At 59.0% G+C, this 17,430-nt stretch carries 8 protein-coding genes and 6 rRNA genes; 3 read left to right on the forward strand and 11 right to left on the reverse strand.

What is annotated here, in order from left to right; translation table 11 throughout:
• Positions 1 to 25 precede the first annotated feature (25 nt).
• Complete coding sequence (gene yidC / locus CGUA_RS12685; RefSeq protein WP_290196254.1) at positions 26 to 1,192, forward strand: membrane protein insertase YidC; 1,167 nt, start codon at positions 26 to 28, stop codon at positions 1,190 to 1,192.
• Here the strand turns inward: yidC and CGUA_RS12690 are convergent.
• The 4 genes from CGUA_RS12690 to CGUA_RS12705 form a co-directional block, all read right to left on the reverse strand.
• On the reverse strand, positions 1,180 to 1,818 hold the full coding sequence (locus CGUA_RS12690; protein ID WP_290196256.1) for a TetR/AcrR family transcriptional regulator: 639 nt from the start codon (positions 1,816 to 1,818) through the stop codon (positions 1,180 to 1,182). The two genes, yidC and CGUA_RS12690, sit on opposite strands and share 13 nt — an antisense overlap.
• A 262-nt stretch (positions 1,819 to 2,080) precedes the next feature.
• Positions 2,081 to 2,347, reverse strand: coding sequence for a GlsB/YeaQ/YmgE family stress response membrane protein (locus tag CGUA_RS12695; RefSeq protein WP_290196258.1), 267 nt, complete (start codon positions 2,345 to 2,347; stop codon positions 2,081 to 2,083).
• 189 nt (positions 2,348 to 2,536) lie between these two features.
• Positions 2,537 to 3,433 carry a universal stress protein gene (locus CGUA_RS12700; protein ID WP_290196261.1) on the reverse strand — a complete coding sequence of 299 codons (897 nt, stop codon included), beginning with the start codon at positions 3,431 to 3,433 and terminating at the stop codon, positions 2,537 to 2,539.
• Positions 3,434 to 3,662: 229 nt separating this feature from the next.
• Positions 3,663 to 3,809, reverse strand: coding sequence for a hypothetical protein (locus CGUA_RS12705; RefSeq protein ID WP_290196263.1), 147 nt, complete (start codon positions 3,807 to 3,809; stop codon positions 3,663 to 3,665).
• On the opposite strand from CGUA_RS12705, the gene CGUA_RS12710 reads away from it, so the two are divergent.
• On the forward strand, positions 3,808 to 4,797 hold the full coding sequence (locus CGUA_RS12710; protein ID WP_290196265.1) for a pseudouridine synthase: 990 nt from the start codon (positions 3,808 to 3,810) through the stop codon (positions 4,795 to 4,797). The two genes, CGUA_RS12705 and CGUA_RS12710, sit on opposite strands and share 2 nt — an antisense overlap.
• A 116-nt stretch (positions 4,798 to 4,913) precedes the next feature.
• Here the strand turns inward: CGUA_RS12710 and rrf (CGUA_RS12715) are convergent.
• The 3 genes from rrf (CGUA_RS12715) to CGUA_RS12725 form a co-directional block, all read right to left on the reverse strand.
• Positions 4,914 to 5,031: ribosomal RNA gene (gene rrf, locus CGUA_RS12715) — 5S ribosomal RNA — on the reverse strand.
• Positions 5,032 to 5,157: 126 nt separating this feature from the next.
• A 23S ribosomal RNA gene (locus CGUA_RS12720) occupies positions 5,158 to 8,222 on the reverse strand.
• A 444-nt stretch (positions 8,223 to 8,666) separates the two neighbouring features.
• A 16S ribosomal RNA gene (locus tag CGUA_RS12725) occupies positions 8,667 to 10,188 on the reverse strand.
• Positions 10,189 to 10,492: 304 nt separating this feature from the next.
• On the opposite strand from CGUA_RS12725, the gene CGUA_RS12730 reads away from it, so the two are divergent.
• Positions 10,493 to 10,672: a pseudouridine synthase family protein gene (locus tag CGUA_RS12730; protein ID WP_290196268.1), complete on the forward strand. Its 180-nt coding sequence runs from the start codon at positions 10,493 to 10,495 to the stop codon at positions 10,670 to 10,672.
• 116 nt (positions 10,673 to 10,788) lie between these two features.
• Here CGUA_RS12730 and rrf (CGUA_RS12735) read toward each other — a convergent pair.
• From rrf (CGUA_RS12735) to CGUA_RS12750, 4 genes are all read right to left on the reverse strand, one after another.
• Positions 10,789 to 10,906, reverse strand: a 5S ribosomal RNA gene (gene rrf / locus CGUA_RS12735).
• Between the two features lie 126 nt (positions 10,907 to 11,032).
• A 23S ribosomal RNA gene (locus CGUA_RS12740) occupies positions 11,033 to 14,096 on the reverse strand.
• 443 nt (positions 14,097 to 14,539) lie between these two features.
• Positions 14,540 to 16,060, reverse strand: a 16S ribosomal RNA gene (locus CGUA_RS12745).
• Together the 16S, 23S and 5S rRNA genes form the textbook arrangement of a ribosomal RNA operon.
• 952 nt (positions 16,061 to 17,012) lie before the next feature.
• A complete protein-coding gene (locus CGUA_RS12750; RefSeq protein ID WP_290196270.1) occupies positions 17,013 to 17,387 on the reverse strand; it encodes a GntR family transcriptional regulator in 375 nt (124 codons plus the stop codon).
• Between the last annotated feature and the right edge of the window lie 43 nt (positions 17,388 to 17,430).

Below are 17,430 nucleotides of genomic sequence, written 5' to 3' on the forward strand. Positions count from 1 at the left end.
CACCGATCGTGAGAGTGCCACCGCCATGTTGGAAATGTTCGTCTATCCCGTCTCCGTGGTGATGAAGCTGTGGCATCTTCTACTCCACAACCTCTTCGGGATGGAGGCCACCGGCGCCTGGATCGTCTCCATCTTCGGCCTCATCGTCACTGTCCGCGCACTCATCGCGCCGATGACGTGGATGCAGAAGCGCTCCGGCCGGCGCAGCGTGCTCATGCGGCCCGAACTGGCCGCGCTGCAGGAGAGGTACGGCAGCTCGACCGATCCGCAGGAGCTCCTGACCTACCGGAAGGAGCAGAAGGCGCTGTTCGCGAAGTACGACCACAACATCGCCGCCGGTTGCGTCCCACCCCTGATTCAGATCCCGGTTTTCCTGGGCCTCTATCGGCTGCTGCTCTGGCTGGGTCGGCCGGAGTCCCACGAGTCCGGTTCCGGCGCGGTCGGCGTCCTCAGCGCCGAGGATGTGGCCCAGTTTCAGGAGGCCCGGTTCCTCGACGTGCCCGTCGCCGCCTACGTCGCCATGCCGGCGGAGCGCCTCGCCTCCCTGGGCACCACCGCCGAGGCCGTCAGGGACCTGGTGCTGCCGCTGCTGATCGCCGCCGTAGTTTTCACGGCGCTGAACATGCTCATCGCCCTGGCCACCAACTGGCAGACCATGAACTGGGCCTCCACTGCGTCCCGGCGGCTGTTCTGGTTGCTCATCGTGCTCGCCGTGCTGACCCCCGCCCTGCTGCTGTGGATCGGTCTCTACGGCCCGATTCCGCTCGCCCTGGTCCTCTACTGGTTCGCCAACAACCTCTGGACTCTGGGCCAGAACGTCCTCATGACCTGGCAGCTCGAACGCCGGCATCCGGAATCCGACGAGCACCGGGCGAAACGACGCGCTGACCGCGAGGCACTCCTGTCCACCCGTCGCCAGGCCAGGGAGGAGAAGGCGGCGCTCAAGCGGCGCCGCCGCGAGATTCGTCGCGCGCCCCGCGGGGAGGCGAAGACTCTGCGTGCGCAGCTCGCCGAGGAGAAACGCGCTGCCGCGGAGGCCGCCGCCAAGGCCAAGGAGGAGGCGCAGGAGCGTCGCCGGGCGCAGCGCCAGGCCCGGCTGACGGTGCGACGACAGCTGCAGGCCGAGAAGAAGCAGCGGAAGCAGGCCCCGGCACCGGAATCCGGCTCGGACTCAGCCGGTCAGATCGAGTAGTCCGCCGGCGGCTCGGACAGCAGATGCTTCGCCAGGTCACGGGCAGTGTGCAGCGAACTGACGTCACGCATCAACCGCGCCCCGGCCTGGCCGCCGTCGAGGAAAATGAGCAGCTGATTGGCCTGCGTACCCGAGGGGTAGCCGTTCTTGGCGGTGAGCAGCGTCGTCATGGTCTCATGCATCCACTTGCGGTGCCGGAGACATGCCTCGACGATGTCCTCCTCGGATTCGGTGTCGGGCTTGGGGTACTCATTGGCCGCGTTGAGGAAGTGCGAACCGCGGAAATTCTGCTCCGGCTCCATCTCTATGGCCATGTCGAAAAACGCGAGAATCTTCTCGTCGGTGCTGTTGGCCAGCGCTGCCCGCTCGGTCCAGGCCTCACGGTACTTCTTGTCCAGATCCTCGATGTAGGCGACGACAAGGGCGTCCTTCGAGCCGAACAGGGAGTACAGGGACGCCTTGGCGACGTCCGCCTCACGCAGAATGCGATCGATGCCGATGACGCGGATACCTTCACCGGTGAACAGCTGCGTCGCGGAATCCAGCAGCCGCTGTCGGGGACTGGGCCGGTTGCGACGACGGCTGGTGGTGGTGCCGGTCTTCTTCTTGGCTGTGGGCTGCGCCACGATCGGTCATCCTTCCTGGATCAACGTTCAGGGGTCTGTGCGTAGGCACGTCTGTCCGGTATCGGCGATCAACACCCCAACTAGACAAACCGGTACGTTCAGATTAGCGGACTCCGACGTGAAGGCTCAACCAGCGTGGCCAATGCCGGAACAGGACCCCGACAGGGCGACCCGAAAGGCATCCTCACATGGTGAAGGAAAAGACGCCGGCCCGGCCAGCACCCCACACGGGGCACGGGCCGGGCCGGCGGCGGTCAGGCAATTAACGCCTGCGACCGGTGACCGCGTTGACGATGGAGAGCAGAATCACCGCACCGAGAATCGCGGTGAGGAGACTGAGGAACCAGCCCCATTCACTGACGTCAAAGAAGATGGAGAGAATCCAGCCACCGATCAGGCCGCCCACGATACCCACGATGATATTCGCGAGAATGCCCATCTGGGCGTCACGCCCCTTGATCTTGGAGGCGATCCAGCCGGCGATGCCGCCGATAACGATCCAGCCGATGAAGCCGAGGGAGAGAGTCATGATGTCGTCCTTAATGGTTAATGTGTGCCGCTTCTAAAGAAGGACCTGAGGTCCATGCCCCCATTGTGCTCTCTTCTTATGGAATTTTCATCTTGAGACACCGGGTTATGGCCGGAAAAGAGCGAATCCGCATCCCCCACTCAGGGACGCGGAAGCTTTGGCAGGACCCAACCCGCCACCGGACAACGACTACGCAGATTCCGGGCGGACCACCATCATCGGACACGGCGCGGACTGCAGCAGTGCACGGGAGGTCGAACCGATGAGCATCCCCTTGAATCCGCCGCGGCCGTGGGAACCGACGACCAGCAGCTGAGCGCCATCGGCCTGCTCGGAGAGCGCCCGCACCGGACGGTCCCGGGCGATGACCTTCTTGACCTGGACGTTGGGGTACTGGGCGACCAGGGGCTGCAGACGATCGGAGAGCATGGCCACCTGCTCCGCCTCAATCTCCTCCCACTGCTGCTGGGCGGCGGTCAGGCCGGACAGCGAGGACTGGACCTGCATGTCCATCCAGGTGTGGACCGCGACGAGCTCGGCTCCGCGGGCGTCCGCCTCGGCGAAAGCGTACTCAGTGGCCTTCTGGGAGATGTCAGAGCCGTCGACGCCGACGACGATCGGGCCGTACTTGGTGGTCTCGTTGACAGGGTTGTCCTCCCGAACCACCACGACCGGGCACTTGGCGTGGGAGACGACGGCGGCGGAAACCGAGCCCATCACCATGCCGGAGAGGCCGCCGAGACCGCGAGAACCCATGACTATCATGGTCACGTTCGGACTCATCTCGAGCAGCATGTCGATCGGGGAACCCTCCGCGACAGTGTGGCCGATGCGGATCTCGGGGGCCACCTCGTGCGCCAGGGCGCGGGCCGCCTCAATCTTCTCCATCGTCTCGGCCTGCAGATCATCGAAGAGTTCCTGCGGAGGAACCATGCCCTCGGCGTAGAGGAACTGCGGCATGGTGTAGCTCGCCGCCAGCTGAAGATCGATGCCTCGCTTATTGGCGGTGTTGGCGGCCCACCGCACCGCGTTATTCGATGCCGGCGATCCATCAACCGCTACGACGACGATATCTTCCTTGGCCATGTCGCACGCCCTTTCAAATCGGATTCCGTGGGGGAGAATCAACCGCTGGGGGCCGGGCGGCCTCGGGGGCATCGGTTGACTTTCCTTGGCAAATCCCAGTGTACCGACTATCACCGCCCCGACAAGTGGTTAGGACCAGTTAATCCTGTGGCACTCCCCATGCCGCCGGAACCCCCTCCACAAAGAAAAAACCCTGGCATTCATGCGCAATGCCAGGGACGGGACTCTTCTACTCCGGAATCACGACCGGGGTGGCCGCGTCAGCGTTGGCCGGGTACAGAAGCGAGTAGAAAGCTTCGGCGATCTGAAGAAGTACGGCGCCGATTCCATCCGAGGAGAAGTCAAGTGCGGATGCCAGGATATCGTTGATGTTCATGGGAGACAGATTAATACAAAGAAAAGTCCGGCGTGAGCCCCTCCCGATTCGCGAGGGACTCAATCCCACCCGCGCCAGGCTGCCCGAGGACCATGTTCCCATCAGTGCCTGGGAGTGGCTCACGCACTTGATCGACACACAGCGCCACCGCCATCCCGAGGATGATGAGGCAGCCCTGCAGGCCCGTTTCGACGCCGGGGAAGTCGTTCGCGCCACCGGGGTTCCGCTGTCGCCGACCTCGCTGCTCGCCCCCGGGCAGGACGTGTGGTTCTACCGCATCCCGGCTCCAGAGGAGCCGGTCCCCGGCCAGATCGAGATCCTCTACGAGGACGAGAATCTACTCGTCGTGGACAAACCCCATTTCCTGGCCACCATGCCCCGGGCCCGCCACATCACCGAGACCGCGACTGTCCGCATGCGCCGGGCAACCGGCAACAACGATCTCGCGCCAGCACATCGCCTGGATCGCCCGACCGCGGGCGTGCTCCTCTTCACCAAGCGCCGGGAGGTCCGTGGCGCTTATCAGGAACTCTTCGCCAGGCGGGAAGTCAGCAAGGTTTACGAAGCCATCGCAGACTTCGACGACACCCTCTCCTTCCCGGTGACCTGGAAGGACCGCATGGAGAAGAAACCCGGCGAACTGCAGGCCCGCTTCACTGACGGTGAGATCAACGCCATTACCACCGTGGCGAGGGTACAGATGCTTGACGACGCCGCCCAGTCCGCTCTCGAGGCGATCCACGGCCCGATCAGGCGCCAGGCGGTCTACGAACTCCGTCCGTGGTCTGGTCGTACCCATCAGCTGCGGATGCACATGTGGAAGGCCGGCCTGCCCCTGCTCGGTGACCTGGTCTACCCCGACGTCCTGCCCCTCGACGCCGAGGACCTCACCGCCCCGATGCGGCTGCTGGCCCGCTCCCTGGCCTTCACCGACCCGCTGGACGGCACGGACCGGGAATTCTCCACGACCCGGACCTGGTTCCACTGACCCCCACCGGCCCTGCCGGCCTGGGGTGGGGTGGTGGGAAACGGCGAGCGGCCCCGGTCACCACCATCAGGTGGTGACCGGGGCCGTCGCTGGTATTCAGTTGTGTTTATGTTGAATGTCGGCGGTGTCTTACTCTCCCACACCCTCCCAGGTGCAGTACCATCAGCGCGGGTAGGCTTAGCTTCCGGGTTCGGAATGGGACCGGGCGTTTCCCTACCGCTATCAACCACCGACACACCCACAGAGGCACCCCAGCCGGCTACGGCGGGGACCTGTGACACGGGTGTGCTGTGTCAAACACTGCATAGTGGACGCGAGCAAACTTCATCTGCTCTGTGTTTCGCTTGCGTTAACAACAATAGTGTTGTTTAGTCGGTGCATTAGTACCAGTCACCTCCGATGGTTACCCACCTTCCAGATCTGGCCTATCAACCCCATCGTCTCTGGGGGACCTCAACAGAAACCTCATCTCAAAACAGGCTTCCCGCTTAGATGCTTTCAGCGGTTATCCCTCCCGTACGTAGCCAACCAGCCCTGCTCCTGGCGGAACAACTGGCACACCAGAGGTACGTCCAACCCGGTCCTCTCGTACTAGGGTCAGCCTTCTTCAAGTTTCAACGCGCGCGGCGGATAGAGACCGAACTGTCTCACGACGTTCTGAACCCAGCTCGCGTGCCGCTTTAATGGGCGAACAGCCCAACCCTTGGGACCTACTCCAGCCCCAGGATGCGACGAGCCGACATCGAGGTGCCAAACCATCCCGTCGATATGGACTCTTGGGGAAGATCAGCCTGTTATCCCCGGGGTACCTTTTATCCGTTGAGCGACACCACATCCACAAGTAGGTGCCGGATCACTAGTCCCGACTTTCGTCCCTGCTCGAGCTGTCACTCTCACAGTCAAGCTCCCTTGTGCACTTACACTCACCACCTGATTACCAACCAGGCTGAGGGAACCTTTGGGCGCCTCCGTTACATTTTAGGAGGCAACCGCCCCAGTTAAACTACCCACCAGGCACTGTCCCCAACCCAGATCATGGGCCAAGGTTCAGGTATCCAATCCGGTCAGAGTGGTATTTCAACAACGACTCCACCGCCACTGGCGTGACGGCCTCACAGTCTCCCACCTATCCTACACAAACCGAACCGAACACCAATACCAAGCTATAGTGAAGGTCCCGGGGTCTTTTCGTCCTGCCGCGCGAAACGAGCATCTTTACTCGTACTGCAATTTCACCGGGTCTGTGGTTGAGACAGCAGGGAAGTCGTTACGCCATTCGTGCAGGTCGGAACTTACCCGACAAGGAATTTCGCTACCTTAGGATGGTTATAGTTACCACCGCCGTTTACTGGGGCTTAAATTCTCAGCTTCGCGACGTAAACGTCGCTAACCGGTCCTCTTAACCTTCCAGCACCGGGCAGGCGTCAGTCCGTATACATCAACTTCACGTTTTCGCACGGACCTGTGTTTTTGATAAACAGTCGCTTCCCTCTATTCTCTGCGACCCACACCAGCTCACGGAGAAAATCCGGTCACCAGCACGGGCCCCCCTTCTCCCGAAGTTACGGGGGCATTTTGCCGAGTTCCTTAACCACAGTTCACCCGACCGCCTTAGTATTCTCTACCTGACTACCTGTGTCGGTTTAGGGTACGGGCCATGTATGCACTCGCTAGAGGCTTTTCTCGACAGCACGGGATCACCGACATCGGACCACGTCCTACGCATCACGTCTCAGCCATCACGGGACACGGATTTACCTATGCCCCGGCCTACACGCTTACACCACAATCCAATAAGTGGCACGGCTACCCCACTGCGTCACCCCATCACTTAGCTACTACCAGTTCAGGCCCCACGCACGCACACCAACACCACCCGAAGGCGGACGTCGGCGATTGTGGGTGGTTAGTATCACTGATTCACCATGGGCGCACATACACGGGTACGGGAATATCAACCCGTTATCCATCGACTACGCCTGTCGGCCTCGCCTTAGGCCCCGACTCACCCTGGGAAGACGAACTTGACCCAGGAACCCTTAGTCATCCAGCGGTAAGGATTCTCACCTTACTCTCGTTACTCATGCCTGCATTCTCACTCGCACACAGTCCACAGCCCCTCACGGTACTGCTTCACCCCATGCACGACGCTCCCCTACCCATGAGACAAAATCTCATGCCGCGGCTTCGGCGGTGTACTTGAGCCCCACTACATTGTCGGCGCACAACCACTCGACCAGTGAGCTATTACGCACTCTTTCAAGGGTGGCTGCTTCTAAGCCAACCTCCTGGCTGTCTTCGCGATCGCACATCCTTTTCCACTTAGTACACACTTAGGGGCCTTAACCGGCGATCTGGGCTGTTTCCCTCTCGACTATGAAGCTTATCCCCCACAGTCTCACTACCACGCTAAACTTGACCGGCATTCGGAGTTTGGCTGACGTCACTAAGATTGTAGTCCCGCTCAACCAACCAGTAGCTCTACCTCCGGCAAGAAACACGCGGCGCTGCACCTAAATGCATTTCGGGGAGAACCAGCTATCACGGAGTTTGATTGGCCTTTCACCCCTACCCACAACTCATCCCCTCAGTTTTCAACCTAAGTGGGTTCGCGCCTCCACAACCTCTTACAGCTGCTTCACACTGGCCATGGGTAGATCACCCCGCTTCGGGTCCAGAACATGCCACTAAACACACTAGTTAGTATTCGCTTTCGCTACGGCTACCCCACACGGGTTAACCTCGCGACATGCCGCTGACTCGCAGGCTCATTCTTCAAAAGGCACGCCATCACACACAAGAGGTGCTCTGACGGATTGTAAGCGCATGGTTTCAGGAACTATTTCACTCCCCTCCCGGGGTACTTTTCACCATTCCCTCACGGTACTATCCGCTATCGGTCACACTGAGTATTTAGGCTTACCGGGTGGTCCCGGCAGATTCACAACAGATTCCACGAGCCCGTTGCTACTCGGGAATACGACAACGCCCGACGCCTGGTCTTCATGTACGGGACTCTCACCCACTACGGTCGGTCATCCCAAACCAGTTCCACTAACCACACGCCGCACGCGACCAGCCGGCAGCCTGGTCACATCGCATCCCACAACACCGCATGCACAACCCCTGCCAGGTATCACACACACACGGTTTAGCCTGATCCACGTTCGCTCGCCACTACTAGCGGAATCATTATTATTTTCTCTTCCTGCGGGTACTGAGATGTTTCACTTCCCCGCGTCACCCCCACCACACTATGAATTCACATGATGGTGACCGCCCATAACGACGGCCGGGTTTTCCCCATTCGGACATCCTCGGATCAACGCTCAGTTGTCAACTCCCCGAGGCTTAACGCAGACTCACACGTCCTTCATCGGCTCAGCATGCCAAGGCATCCACCATACGCCCTTAACAAAACAACACTAAGAACGATCACCAACCCACCACCACAGTGACGGGCCGGCGAACAAACAAAACACACACGGACACACACCACCCGAAGGTGACCTGCGCCCATTTCAAATAAAGATGCTCGCGTCCACTATACAGTTCTCACACAACACACCCACCCACCACAACCACCGGGACTTCAGCATCCAGACAGTCATGCACGGGAAGGTCACAGAACAACCAGTGTTGCCCCAGACACCCAACAGTGCGCCAACATACCAAACCGTTCATACACCATGCGACCATGCCGCGGCGCGCGCATCCACCGGACATCGACGTCCGGGGGCACTGGCGCATCCACCCCAACAGATACGTGGCAGCCACACAACCGGTGACTCAACCACAACACCCGCAACTGCGGGCACGCACACCGGGCATTCCTGCCTCCGGCGTGACTGACAAAAAAATCTCCTTAGAAAGGAGGTGATCCAGCCGCACCTTCCGGTACGGCTACCTTGTTACGACTTCGTCCCAATCGCCGATCCCACCTTCGACAGCTCCCTCCACAAGGGTTGGGCCGCTGGCTTCGGGTGTTACCAACTTTTCATGACGTGACGGGCGGTGTGTACAAGGCCCGGGAACGTATTCACCGCAGCGTTGCTGATCTACGATTACTAGCGACTCCGACTTCATGGGGTCGAGTTGCAGACCCCAATCCGAACTAAGGCCGGCTTTAGGGGATTAGCTCCACTTCACAGTATCGCGACCCGTTGTACCGACCATTGTAGCATGTGTGAAGCCCTGGACATAAGGGGCATGATGATTTGACGTCATCCCCACCTTCCTCCGAGTTAACCCCGGCAGTCTCTCATGAGTCCCCACCATCACGTGCTGGCAACATAAGACAAGGGTTGCGCTCGTTGCGGGACTTAACCCAACATCTCACGACACGAGCTGACGACAACCATGCACCACCTGTACACCAGCCACAAAGGGAAGGACCATCTCTGGCCCGGTCCGGTGTATGTCAAGCCCAGGTAAGGTTCTTCGCGTTGCATCGAATTAATCCACATGCTCCGCCGCTTGTGCGGGCCCCCGTCAATTCCTTTGAGTTTTAGCCTTGCGGCCGTACTCCCCAGGCGGGGCGCTTAATGCGTTAGCTACGGCACAGAAACCGTGGAAGGTCCCTACACCTAGCGCCCACCGTTTACAGCATGGACTACCAGGGTATCTAATCCTGTTCGATACCCATGCTTTCGCTCCTCAGCGTCAGTAACTGCCCAGAGACCTGCCTTCGCCATTGGTGTTCCTCCTGATATCTGCGCATTTCACCGCTACACCAGGAATTCCAGTCTCCCCTACAGCACTCAAGTAAGCCCGTATCACCTGCCCGACCGGAGTTAAGCCCCGGTTTTCCACAAGTGACGTGACAAACCACCTACGAGCTCTTTACGCCCAGTAATTCCGGACAACGCTCGCACCCTACGTATTACCGCGGCTGCTGGCACGTAGTTAGCCGGTGCTTCTTCTACAGGTACCGTCAATTCCTCTTCGTCCCTGTCGAAAGGAGTTTACAACCCGAAGGCCGTCATCCCCCACGCGGCGTCGCTGCATCAGGCTTGCGCCCATTGTGCAATATTCCCCACTGCTGCCTCCCGTAGGAGTCTGGGCCGTATCTCAGTCCCAATGTGTCCGTACACCCTCTCAGGCCGGATACCCGTCGACGCCTTGGTAGGCCATTACCCCACCAACAAGCTGATAGGCCGCAGGCTCATCCCACACCGATAAATCTTTCCACCACCCACCGAAGGATGGTCCTATCCGGTATTAGACCCAGTTTCCCAGGCTTATCCCGAAGTGCGGGGCAGATCACCCACGTGTTACTCACCCGTTCGCCACTCGAGCACCCCCAGCAAGCTGGGGGCCTTTCCGTTCGACTTGCATGTGTTAAGCACGCCGCCAGCGTTCATCCTGAGCCAGGATCAAACTCTCCACAAAAACTGCAAAAATGCAGGCGAAAAGCCTGACACCAGGCAAAAAAGAACAACTGACAAAAATCACTGATGTTTGCCATCGTCCAAAAACCACAACATAAAACTCATACCGCCGACCCCCACCGACGAGGTGGAACGGACACGGACCGAGCAACCACAACCGTGGCTGCCCACCGTCAAGCGCATCGACCCGCGAGCCGAGCACCATCGAGAAAAGCCGACTTCCTGAGTCGGGGCACACAGGACAATGAAGGACACTTTCGAGTCCATGGTTCCGTCCGTGGTCTGGTCGTACCCATCAGCTGCGGATGCACATGTGGAAGGCCGGCCTGCCCCTGCTCGGTGACCTGGTCTACCCCGACGTCCTGCCCCTCGACGCCGAGGACCTCACCGCCCCGATGCGGCTGCTGGCCCGCTCCCTGGCCTTCACCGACCCGCTGGACGGCACGGACCGGGAATTCTCCACGACCCGGACCTGGTTCCACTGACCCCCACCGGCCCTGCCGGCCTGGGGTGGGGTGGTGGGAAACGGCGAGCGGCCCCGGTCACCACCATCAGGTGGTGACCGGGGCCGTCGCTGGTATTCAGTTGTGTTTATGTTGAATGTCGGCGGTGTCTTACTCTCCCACACCCTCCCAGGTGCAGTACCATCAGCGCGGGTAGGCTTAGCTTCCGGGTTCGGAATGGGACCGGGCGTTTCCCTACCGCTATCAACCACCGACACACCCACAGAGGCACCCCAGCCGGCTACGGCGGGGACCTGTGACACGGGTGTGCTGTGTCAAACACTGCATAGTGGACGCGAGCAAACTTCATCTGCTCTGTGTTTCGCTTGCGTTAACAACAATAGTGTTGTTTAGTCGGTGCATTAGTACCAGTCACCTCCGATGGTTACCCACCTTCCAGATCTGGCCTATCAACCCCATCGTCTCTGGGGGACCTCAACAGAAACCTCATCTCAAAACAGGCTTCCCGCTTAGATGCTTTCAGCGGTTATCCCTCCCGTACGTAGCCAACCAGCCCTGCTCCTGGCGGAACAACTGGCACACCAGAGGTACGTCCAACCCGGTCCTCTCGTACTAGGGTCAGCCTTCTTCAAGTTTCAACGCGCGCGGCGGATAGAGACCGAACTGTCTCACGACGTTCTGAACCCAGCTCGCGTGCCGCTTTAATGGGCGAACAGCCCAACCCTTGGGACCTACTCCAGCCCCAGGATGCGACGAGCCGACATCGAGGTGCCAAACCATCCCGTCGATATGGACTCTTGGGGAAGATCAGCCTGTTATCCCCGGGGTACCTTTTATCCGTTGAGCGACACCACATCCACAAGTAGGTGCCGGATCACTAGTCCCGACTTTCGTCCCTGCTCGAGCTGTCACTCTCACAGTCAAGCTCCCTTGTGCACTTACACTCACCACCTGATTACCAACCAGGCTGAGGGAACCTTTGGGCGCCTCCGTTACATTTTAGGAGGCAACCGCCCCAGTTAAACTACCCACCAGGCACTGTCCCCAACCCAGATCATGGGCCAAGGTTCAGGTATCCAATCCGGTCAGAGTGGTATTTCAACAACGACTCCACCGCCACTGGCGTGACGGCCTCACAGTCTCCCACCTATCCTACACAAACCGAACCGAACACCAATACCAAGCTATAGTGAAGGTCCCGGGGTCTTTTCGTCCTGCCGCGCGAAACGAGCATCTTTACTCGTACTGCAATTTCACCGGGTCTGTGGTTGAGACAGCAGGGAAGTCGTTACGCCATTCGTGCAGGTCGGAACTTACCCGACAAGGAATTTCGCTACCTTAGGATGGTTATAGTTACCACCGCCGTTTACTGGGGCTTAAATTCTCAGCTTCGCGACGTAAACGTCGCTAACCGGTCCTCTTAACCTTCCAGCACCGGGCAGGCGTCAGTCCGTATACATCAACTTCACGTTTTCGCACGGACCTGTGTTTTTGATAAACAGTCGCTTCCCTCTATTCTCTGCGACCCACACCAGCTCACGGAGAAAATCCGGTCACCAGCACGGGCCCCCCTTCTCCCGAAGTTACGGGGGCATTTTGCCGAGTTCCTTAACCACAGTTCACCCGACCGCCTTAGTATTCTCTACCTGACTACCTGTGTCGGTTTAGGGTACGGGCCATGTATGCACTCGCTAGAGGCTTTTCTCGACAGCACGGGATCACCGACATCGGACCACGTCCTACGCATCACGTCTCAGCCATCACGGGACACGGATTTACCTATGCCCCGGCCTACACGCTTACACCACAATCCAATAAGTGGCACGGCTACCCCACTGCGTCACCCCATCACTTAGCTACTACCAGTTCAGGCCCCACGCACGCACACCAACACCACCCGAAGGCGGACGTCGGCGATTGTGGGTGGTTAGTATCACTGATTCACCATGGGCGCACATACACGGGTACGGGAATATCAACCCGTTATCCATCGACTACGCCTGTCGGCCTCGCCTTAGGCCCCGACTCACCCTGGGAAGACGAACTTGACCCAGGAACCCTTAGTCATCCAGCGGTAAGGATTCTCACCTTACTCTCGTTACTCATGCCTGCATTCTCACTCGCACACAGTCCACAGCCCCTCACGGTACTGCTTCACCCCATGCACGACGCTCCCCTACCCATGAGACAAAATCTCATGCCGCGGCTTCGGCGGTGTACTTGAGCCCCACTACATTGTCGGCGCACAACCACTCGACCAGTGAGCTATTACGCACTCTTTCAAGGGTGGCTGCTTCTAAGCCAACCTCCTGGCTGTCTTCGCGATCGCACATCCTTTTCCACTTAGTACACACTTAGGGGCCTTAACCGGCGATCTGGGCTGTTTCCCTCTCGACTATGAAGCTTATCCCCCACAGTCTCACTACCACGCTAAACTTGACCGGCATTCGGAGTTTGGCTGACGTCACTAAGATTGTAGTCCCGCTCAACCAACCAGTAGCTCTACCTCCGGCAAGAAACACGCGGCGCTGCACCTAAATGCATTTCGGGGAGAACCAGCTATCACGGAGTTTGATTGGCCTTTCACCCCTACCCACAACTCATCCCCTCAGTTTTCAACCTAAGTGGGTTCGCGCCTCCACAACCTCTTACAGCTGCTTCACACTGGCCATGGGTAGATCACCCCGCTTCGGGTCCAGAACATGCCACTAAACACACTAGTTAGTATTCGCTTTCGCTACGGCTACCCCACACGGGTTAACCTCGCGACATGCCGCTGACTCGCAGGCTCATTCTTCAAAAGGCACGCCATCACACACAAGAGGTGCTCTGACGGATTGTAAGCGCATGGTTTCAGGAACTATTTCACTCCCCTCCCGGGGTACTTTTCACCATTCCCTCACGGTACTATCCGCTATCGGTCACACTGAGTATTTAGGCTTACCGGGTGGTCCCGGCAGATTCACAACAGATTCCACGAGCCCGTTGCTACTCGGGAATACGACAACGCCCGACGCCTGGTCTTCATGTACGGGACTCTCACCCACTACGGTCGGTCATCCCAAACCAGTTCCACTAACCACACGCCGCACGCGACCAGCCGGCAGCCTGGTCACATCGCATCCCACAACACCGCATGCACAACCCCTGCCAGGTATCACACACACACGGTTTAGCCTGATCCACGTTCGCTCGCCACTACTAGCGGAATCATTATTATTTTCTCTTCCTGCGGGTACTGAGATGTTTCACTTCCCCGCGTCACCCCCACCACACTATGAATTCACATGATGGTGACCGCCCATAACGACGGCCGGGTTTCCCCATTCGGACATCCTCGGATCAACGCTCAGTTGTCAACTCCCCGAGGCTTAACGCAGACTCACACGTCCTTCATCGGCTCAGCATGCCAAGGCATCCACCATACGCCCTTAACAAAACAACACTAAGAACGATCACCAACCCACCACCACAGTGACGGGCCGGCGAACAAACAAAACACACACGGACACACACCACCCGAAGGTGACCTGCGCCCATTTCAAATAAAGATGCTCGCGTCCACTATACAGTTCTCACACAACACACCCACCCACCACAACCACCGGGACTTCAGCATCCAGACAGTCATGCACGGGAAGGTCACAGAACAACCAGTGTTGCCCCAGACACCCAACAGTGCGCCAACATACCAAACCGTTCATACACCATGCGACCATGCCGCGGCGCGCGCATCCACCGGACATCGACGTCCGGGGGCACTGGCGCATCCACCCCAACAGATACGTGGCAGCCACACAACCGGTGACTCAACCACAACACCCGCAACTGCGGGCACGCACACCGGGCATTCCTGCCTCCGGCGTGACTGACAAAAAATCTCCTTAGAAAGGAGGTGATCCAGCCGCACCTTCCGGTACGGCTACCTTGTTACGACTTCGTCCCAATCGCCGATCCCACCTTCGACAGCTCCCTCCACAAGGGTTGGGCCGCTGGCTTCGGGTGTTACCAACTTTCATGACGTGACGGGCGGTGTGTACAAGGCCCGGGAACGTATTCACCGCAGCGTTGCTGATCTACGATTACTAGCGACTCCGACTTCATGGGGTCGAGTTGCAGACCCCAATCCGAACTAAGGCCGGCTTTAGGGGATTAGCTCCACTTCACAGTATCGCGACCCGTTGTACCGACCATTGTAGCATGTGTGAAGCCCTGGACATAAGGGGCATGATGATTTGACGTCATCCCCACCTTCCTCCGAGTTAACCCCGGCAGTCTCTCATGAGTCCCCACCATCACGTGCTGGCAACATAAGACAAGGGTTGCGCTCGTTGCGGGACTTAACCCAACATCTCACGACACGAGCTGACGACAACCATGCACCACCTGTACACCAGCCACAAAGGGAAGGACCATCTCTGGCCCGGTCCGGTGTATGTCAAGCCCAGGTAAGGTTCTTCGCGTTGCATCGAATTAATCCACATGCTCCGCCGCTTGTGCGGGCCCCCGTCAATTCCTTTGAGTTTTAGCCTTGCGGCCGTACTCCCCAGGCGGGGCGCTTAATGCGTTAGCTACGGCACAGAAACCGTGGAAGGTCCCTACACCTAGCGCCCACCGTTTACAGCATGGACTACCAGGGTATCTAATCCTGTTCGATACCCATGCTTTCGCTCCTCAGCGTCAGTAACTGCCCAGAGACCTGCCTTCGCCATTGGTGTTCCTCCTGATATCTGCGCATTTCACCGCTACACCAGGAATTCCAGTCTCCCCTACAGCACTCAAGTAAGCCCGTATCACCTGCCCGACCGGAGTTAAGCCCCGGTTTTCCACAAGTGACGTGACAAACCACCTACGAGCTCTTTACGCCCAGTAATTCCGGACAACGCTCGCACCCTACGTATTACCGCGGCTGCTGGCACGTAGTTAGCCGGTGCTTCTTCTACAGGTACCGTCAATTCCTCTTCGTCCCTGTCGAAAGGAGTTTACAACCCGAAGGCCGTCATCCCCCACGCGGCGTCGCTGCATCAGGCTTGCGCCCATTGTGCAATATTCCCCACTGCTGCCTCCCGTAGGAGTCTGGGCCGTATCTCAGTCCCAATGTGTCCGTACACCCTCTCAGGCCGGATACCCGTCGACGCCTTGGTAGGCCATTACCCCACCAACAAGCTGATAGGCCGCAGGCTCATCCCACACCGATAAATCTTTCCACCACCCACCGAAGGATGGTCCTATCCGGTATTAGACCCAGTTTCCCAGGCTTATCCCGAAGTGCGGGGCAGATCACCCACGTGTTACTCACCCGTTCGCCACTCGAGCACCCCCAGCAAGCTGGGGGCCTTTCCGTTCGACTTGCATGTGTTAAGCACGCCGCCAGCGTTCATCCTGAGCCAGGATCAAACTCTCCACAAAAACTGCAAAAATGCAGGCGAAAAGCCTGACACCAGGCAAAAAAGAACAACTGACAAAAATCACTGATGTTTGCCATCGTCCAAAAACCACAACATAAAACTCATACCGCCGACCCCCACCGACGAGGTGGAACGGGGCCGACGCAACCACAACCGTGCCCCCCAACAGGGGACACGACCGCGCATACCATGAGCAATGCCGCACCACACTAGGAACCACAGGCCATCAAGACCCGGATCCCGTGCATCTCAGGCGGGCCCATATGGAAGGACACCACCCCAGGTACGCCACCCGACCGGACCGACCCACAAACCGGGACCAGACCAGCCAGAACACCCACGCCACACACGATCACACGATCATGTATAAACAAAAGTACATTGGCACACTATTGAGTTCTCACACAACAACCGCACACAGCTCACCACCCCGACCCACGGTCGGCGTCTTCCCTGCGGCGTGGAACCATCACCCTACCGGATGAGGCCCAGAAGTTTAAATCTCGCTCATCAGCGACTCGTTTTCCTTCCGCCGCACACTCACACACTCGGTGCTCCGCGGGGCGTTGTCGGTCGCGCTGACCTGATTAAAGTTACACACCACCCCACACAAACCACAAACCCCCAGCACAACACCCTTTTCCACCAGAACCACACGACGCCCGGACCAGCCTTTATCCTTCCCGCCCTGAAGTCACGTGCCACAGAAGGATGACCTTCCAGCCCAGCCATTCCGAAGCGGAGGATGACCGGGTCCACCCCGGGAACCCTGAGCTCAGCCGGTATCCACCAGCCCCGGGAGGCAGGGAAGCGGCGGTAGGGAGCACAAGAATAAGGGCGTTAACACCGGCAGCCCTTCGGGGCGCTCCCATCCTCGAGTGATCAGGCCAGTCTCCGACTGCACGTAAATACCAGGGCTCGGGAAACGAACCGTCCACCGTAGACGGCGGCGATCATTGGTACAGCCCGCGGCTTTCCGCGACGCGATCGAGCAAATCATGTAGCTGATCGCGCGTGAGTTGAAGCCGGACAGCTTCGTCGACGAGCGGGGCGAGATAGTCGCCCGCGAAGGCGCGCTGGCGGCGGAGGCGGATGAGATCGACCGCCGAGTCGGTGACGAACATGCCGAGTCCCCGCCGCTTCTCCAGGACCCCGATCTCGGTCAGCAAGTTGAGCCCCTTGCGGGCGGTGGCCGGGTTAATGCCGTGAAAATCCGCTAATTCATTGGTGGACGGCGCGCGACCGCCGGCAAGCAGGACGCCGTCAACGATCGAATCTTCGACGAGAGCGGCGATCTGGCGAAATAGCGGCTGGTTGGCGTTGTCCATCGCACCTCCGGGAAGGAATGGCGGCCGAGCGGCAAGTTAGTTA

It is taken from the genome of Corynebacterium guangdongense, assembly GCF_030408915.1.
In the GTDB taxonomy this organism is placed as follows: Bacteria; Actinomycetota; Actinomycetes; order Mycobacteriales; family Mycobacteriaceae; genus Corynebacterium; species Corynebacterium guangdongense.

Excerpts from the sequence above, each read along its gene's own strand:
- CGUA_RS12710 (WP_290196265.1), top strand. The coding sequence starts at position 3,808 with ATGGGAGACAGATTAATACAAAGAAAAGTCCGGCGTGAGCCCCTCCCG.
- CGUA_RS12705 (WP_290196263.1), bottom strand. The coding sequence starts at position 3,809 with ATGAACATCAACGATATCCTGGCATCCGCACTTGACTTCTCCTCGGAT.
- CGUA_RS12730 (WP_290196268.1), top strand. The coding sequence starts at position 10,493 with ATGCACATGTGGAAGGCCGGCCTGCCCCTGCTCGGTGACCTGGTCTAC.
- CGUA_RS12695 (WP_290196258.1), bottom strand. The coding sequence starts at position 2,347 with ATGACTCTCTCCCTCGGCTTCATCGGCTGGATCGTTATCGGCGGCATC.
- yidC (WP_290196254.1), top strand. The coding sequence starts at position 26 with ATGTTGGAAATGTTCGTCTATCCCGTCTCCGTGGTGATGAAGCTGTGG.
- CGUA_RS12700 (WP_290196261.1), bottom strand. The coding sequence starts at position 3,433 with ATGGCCAAGGAAGATATCGTCGTCGTAGCGGTTGATGGATCGCCGGCA.
- CGUA_RS12750 (WP_290196270.1), bottom strand. The coding sequence starts at position 17,387 with ATGGACAACGCCAACCAGCCGCTATTTCGCCAGATCGCCGCTCTCGTC.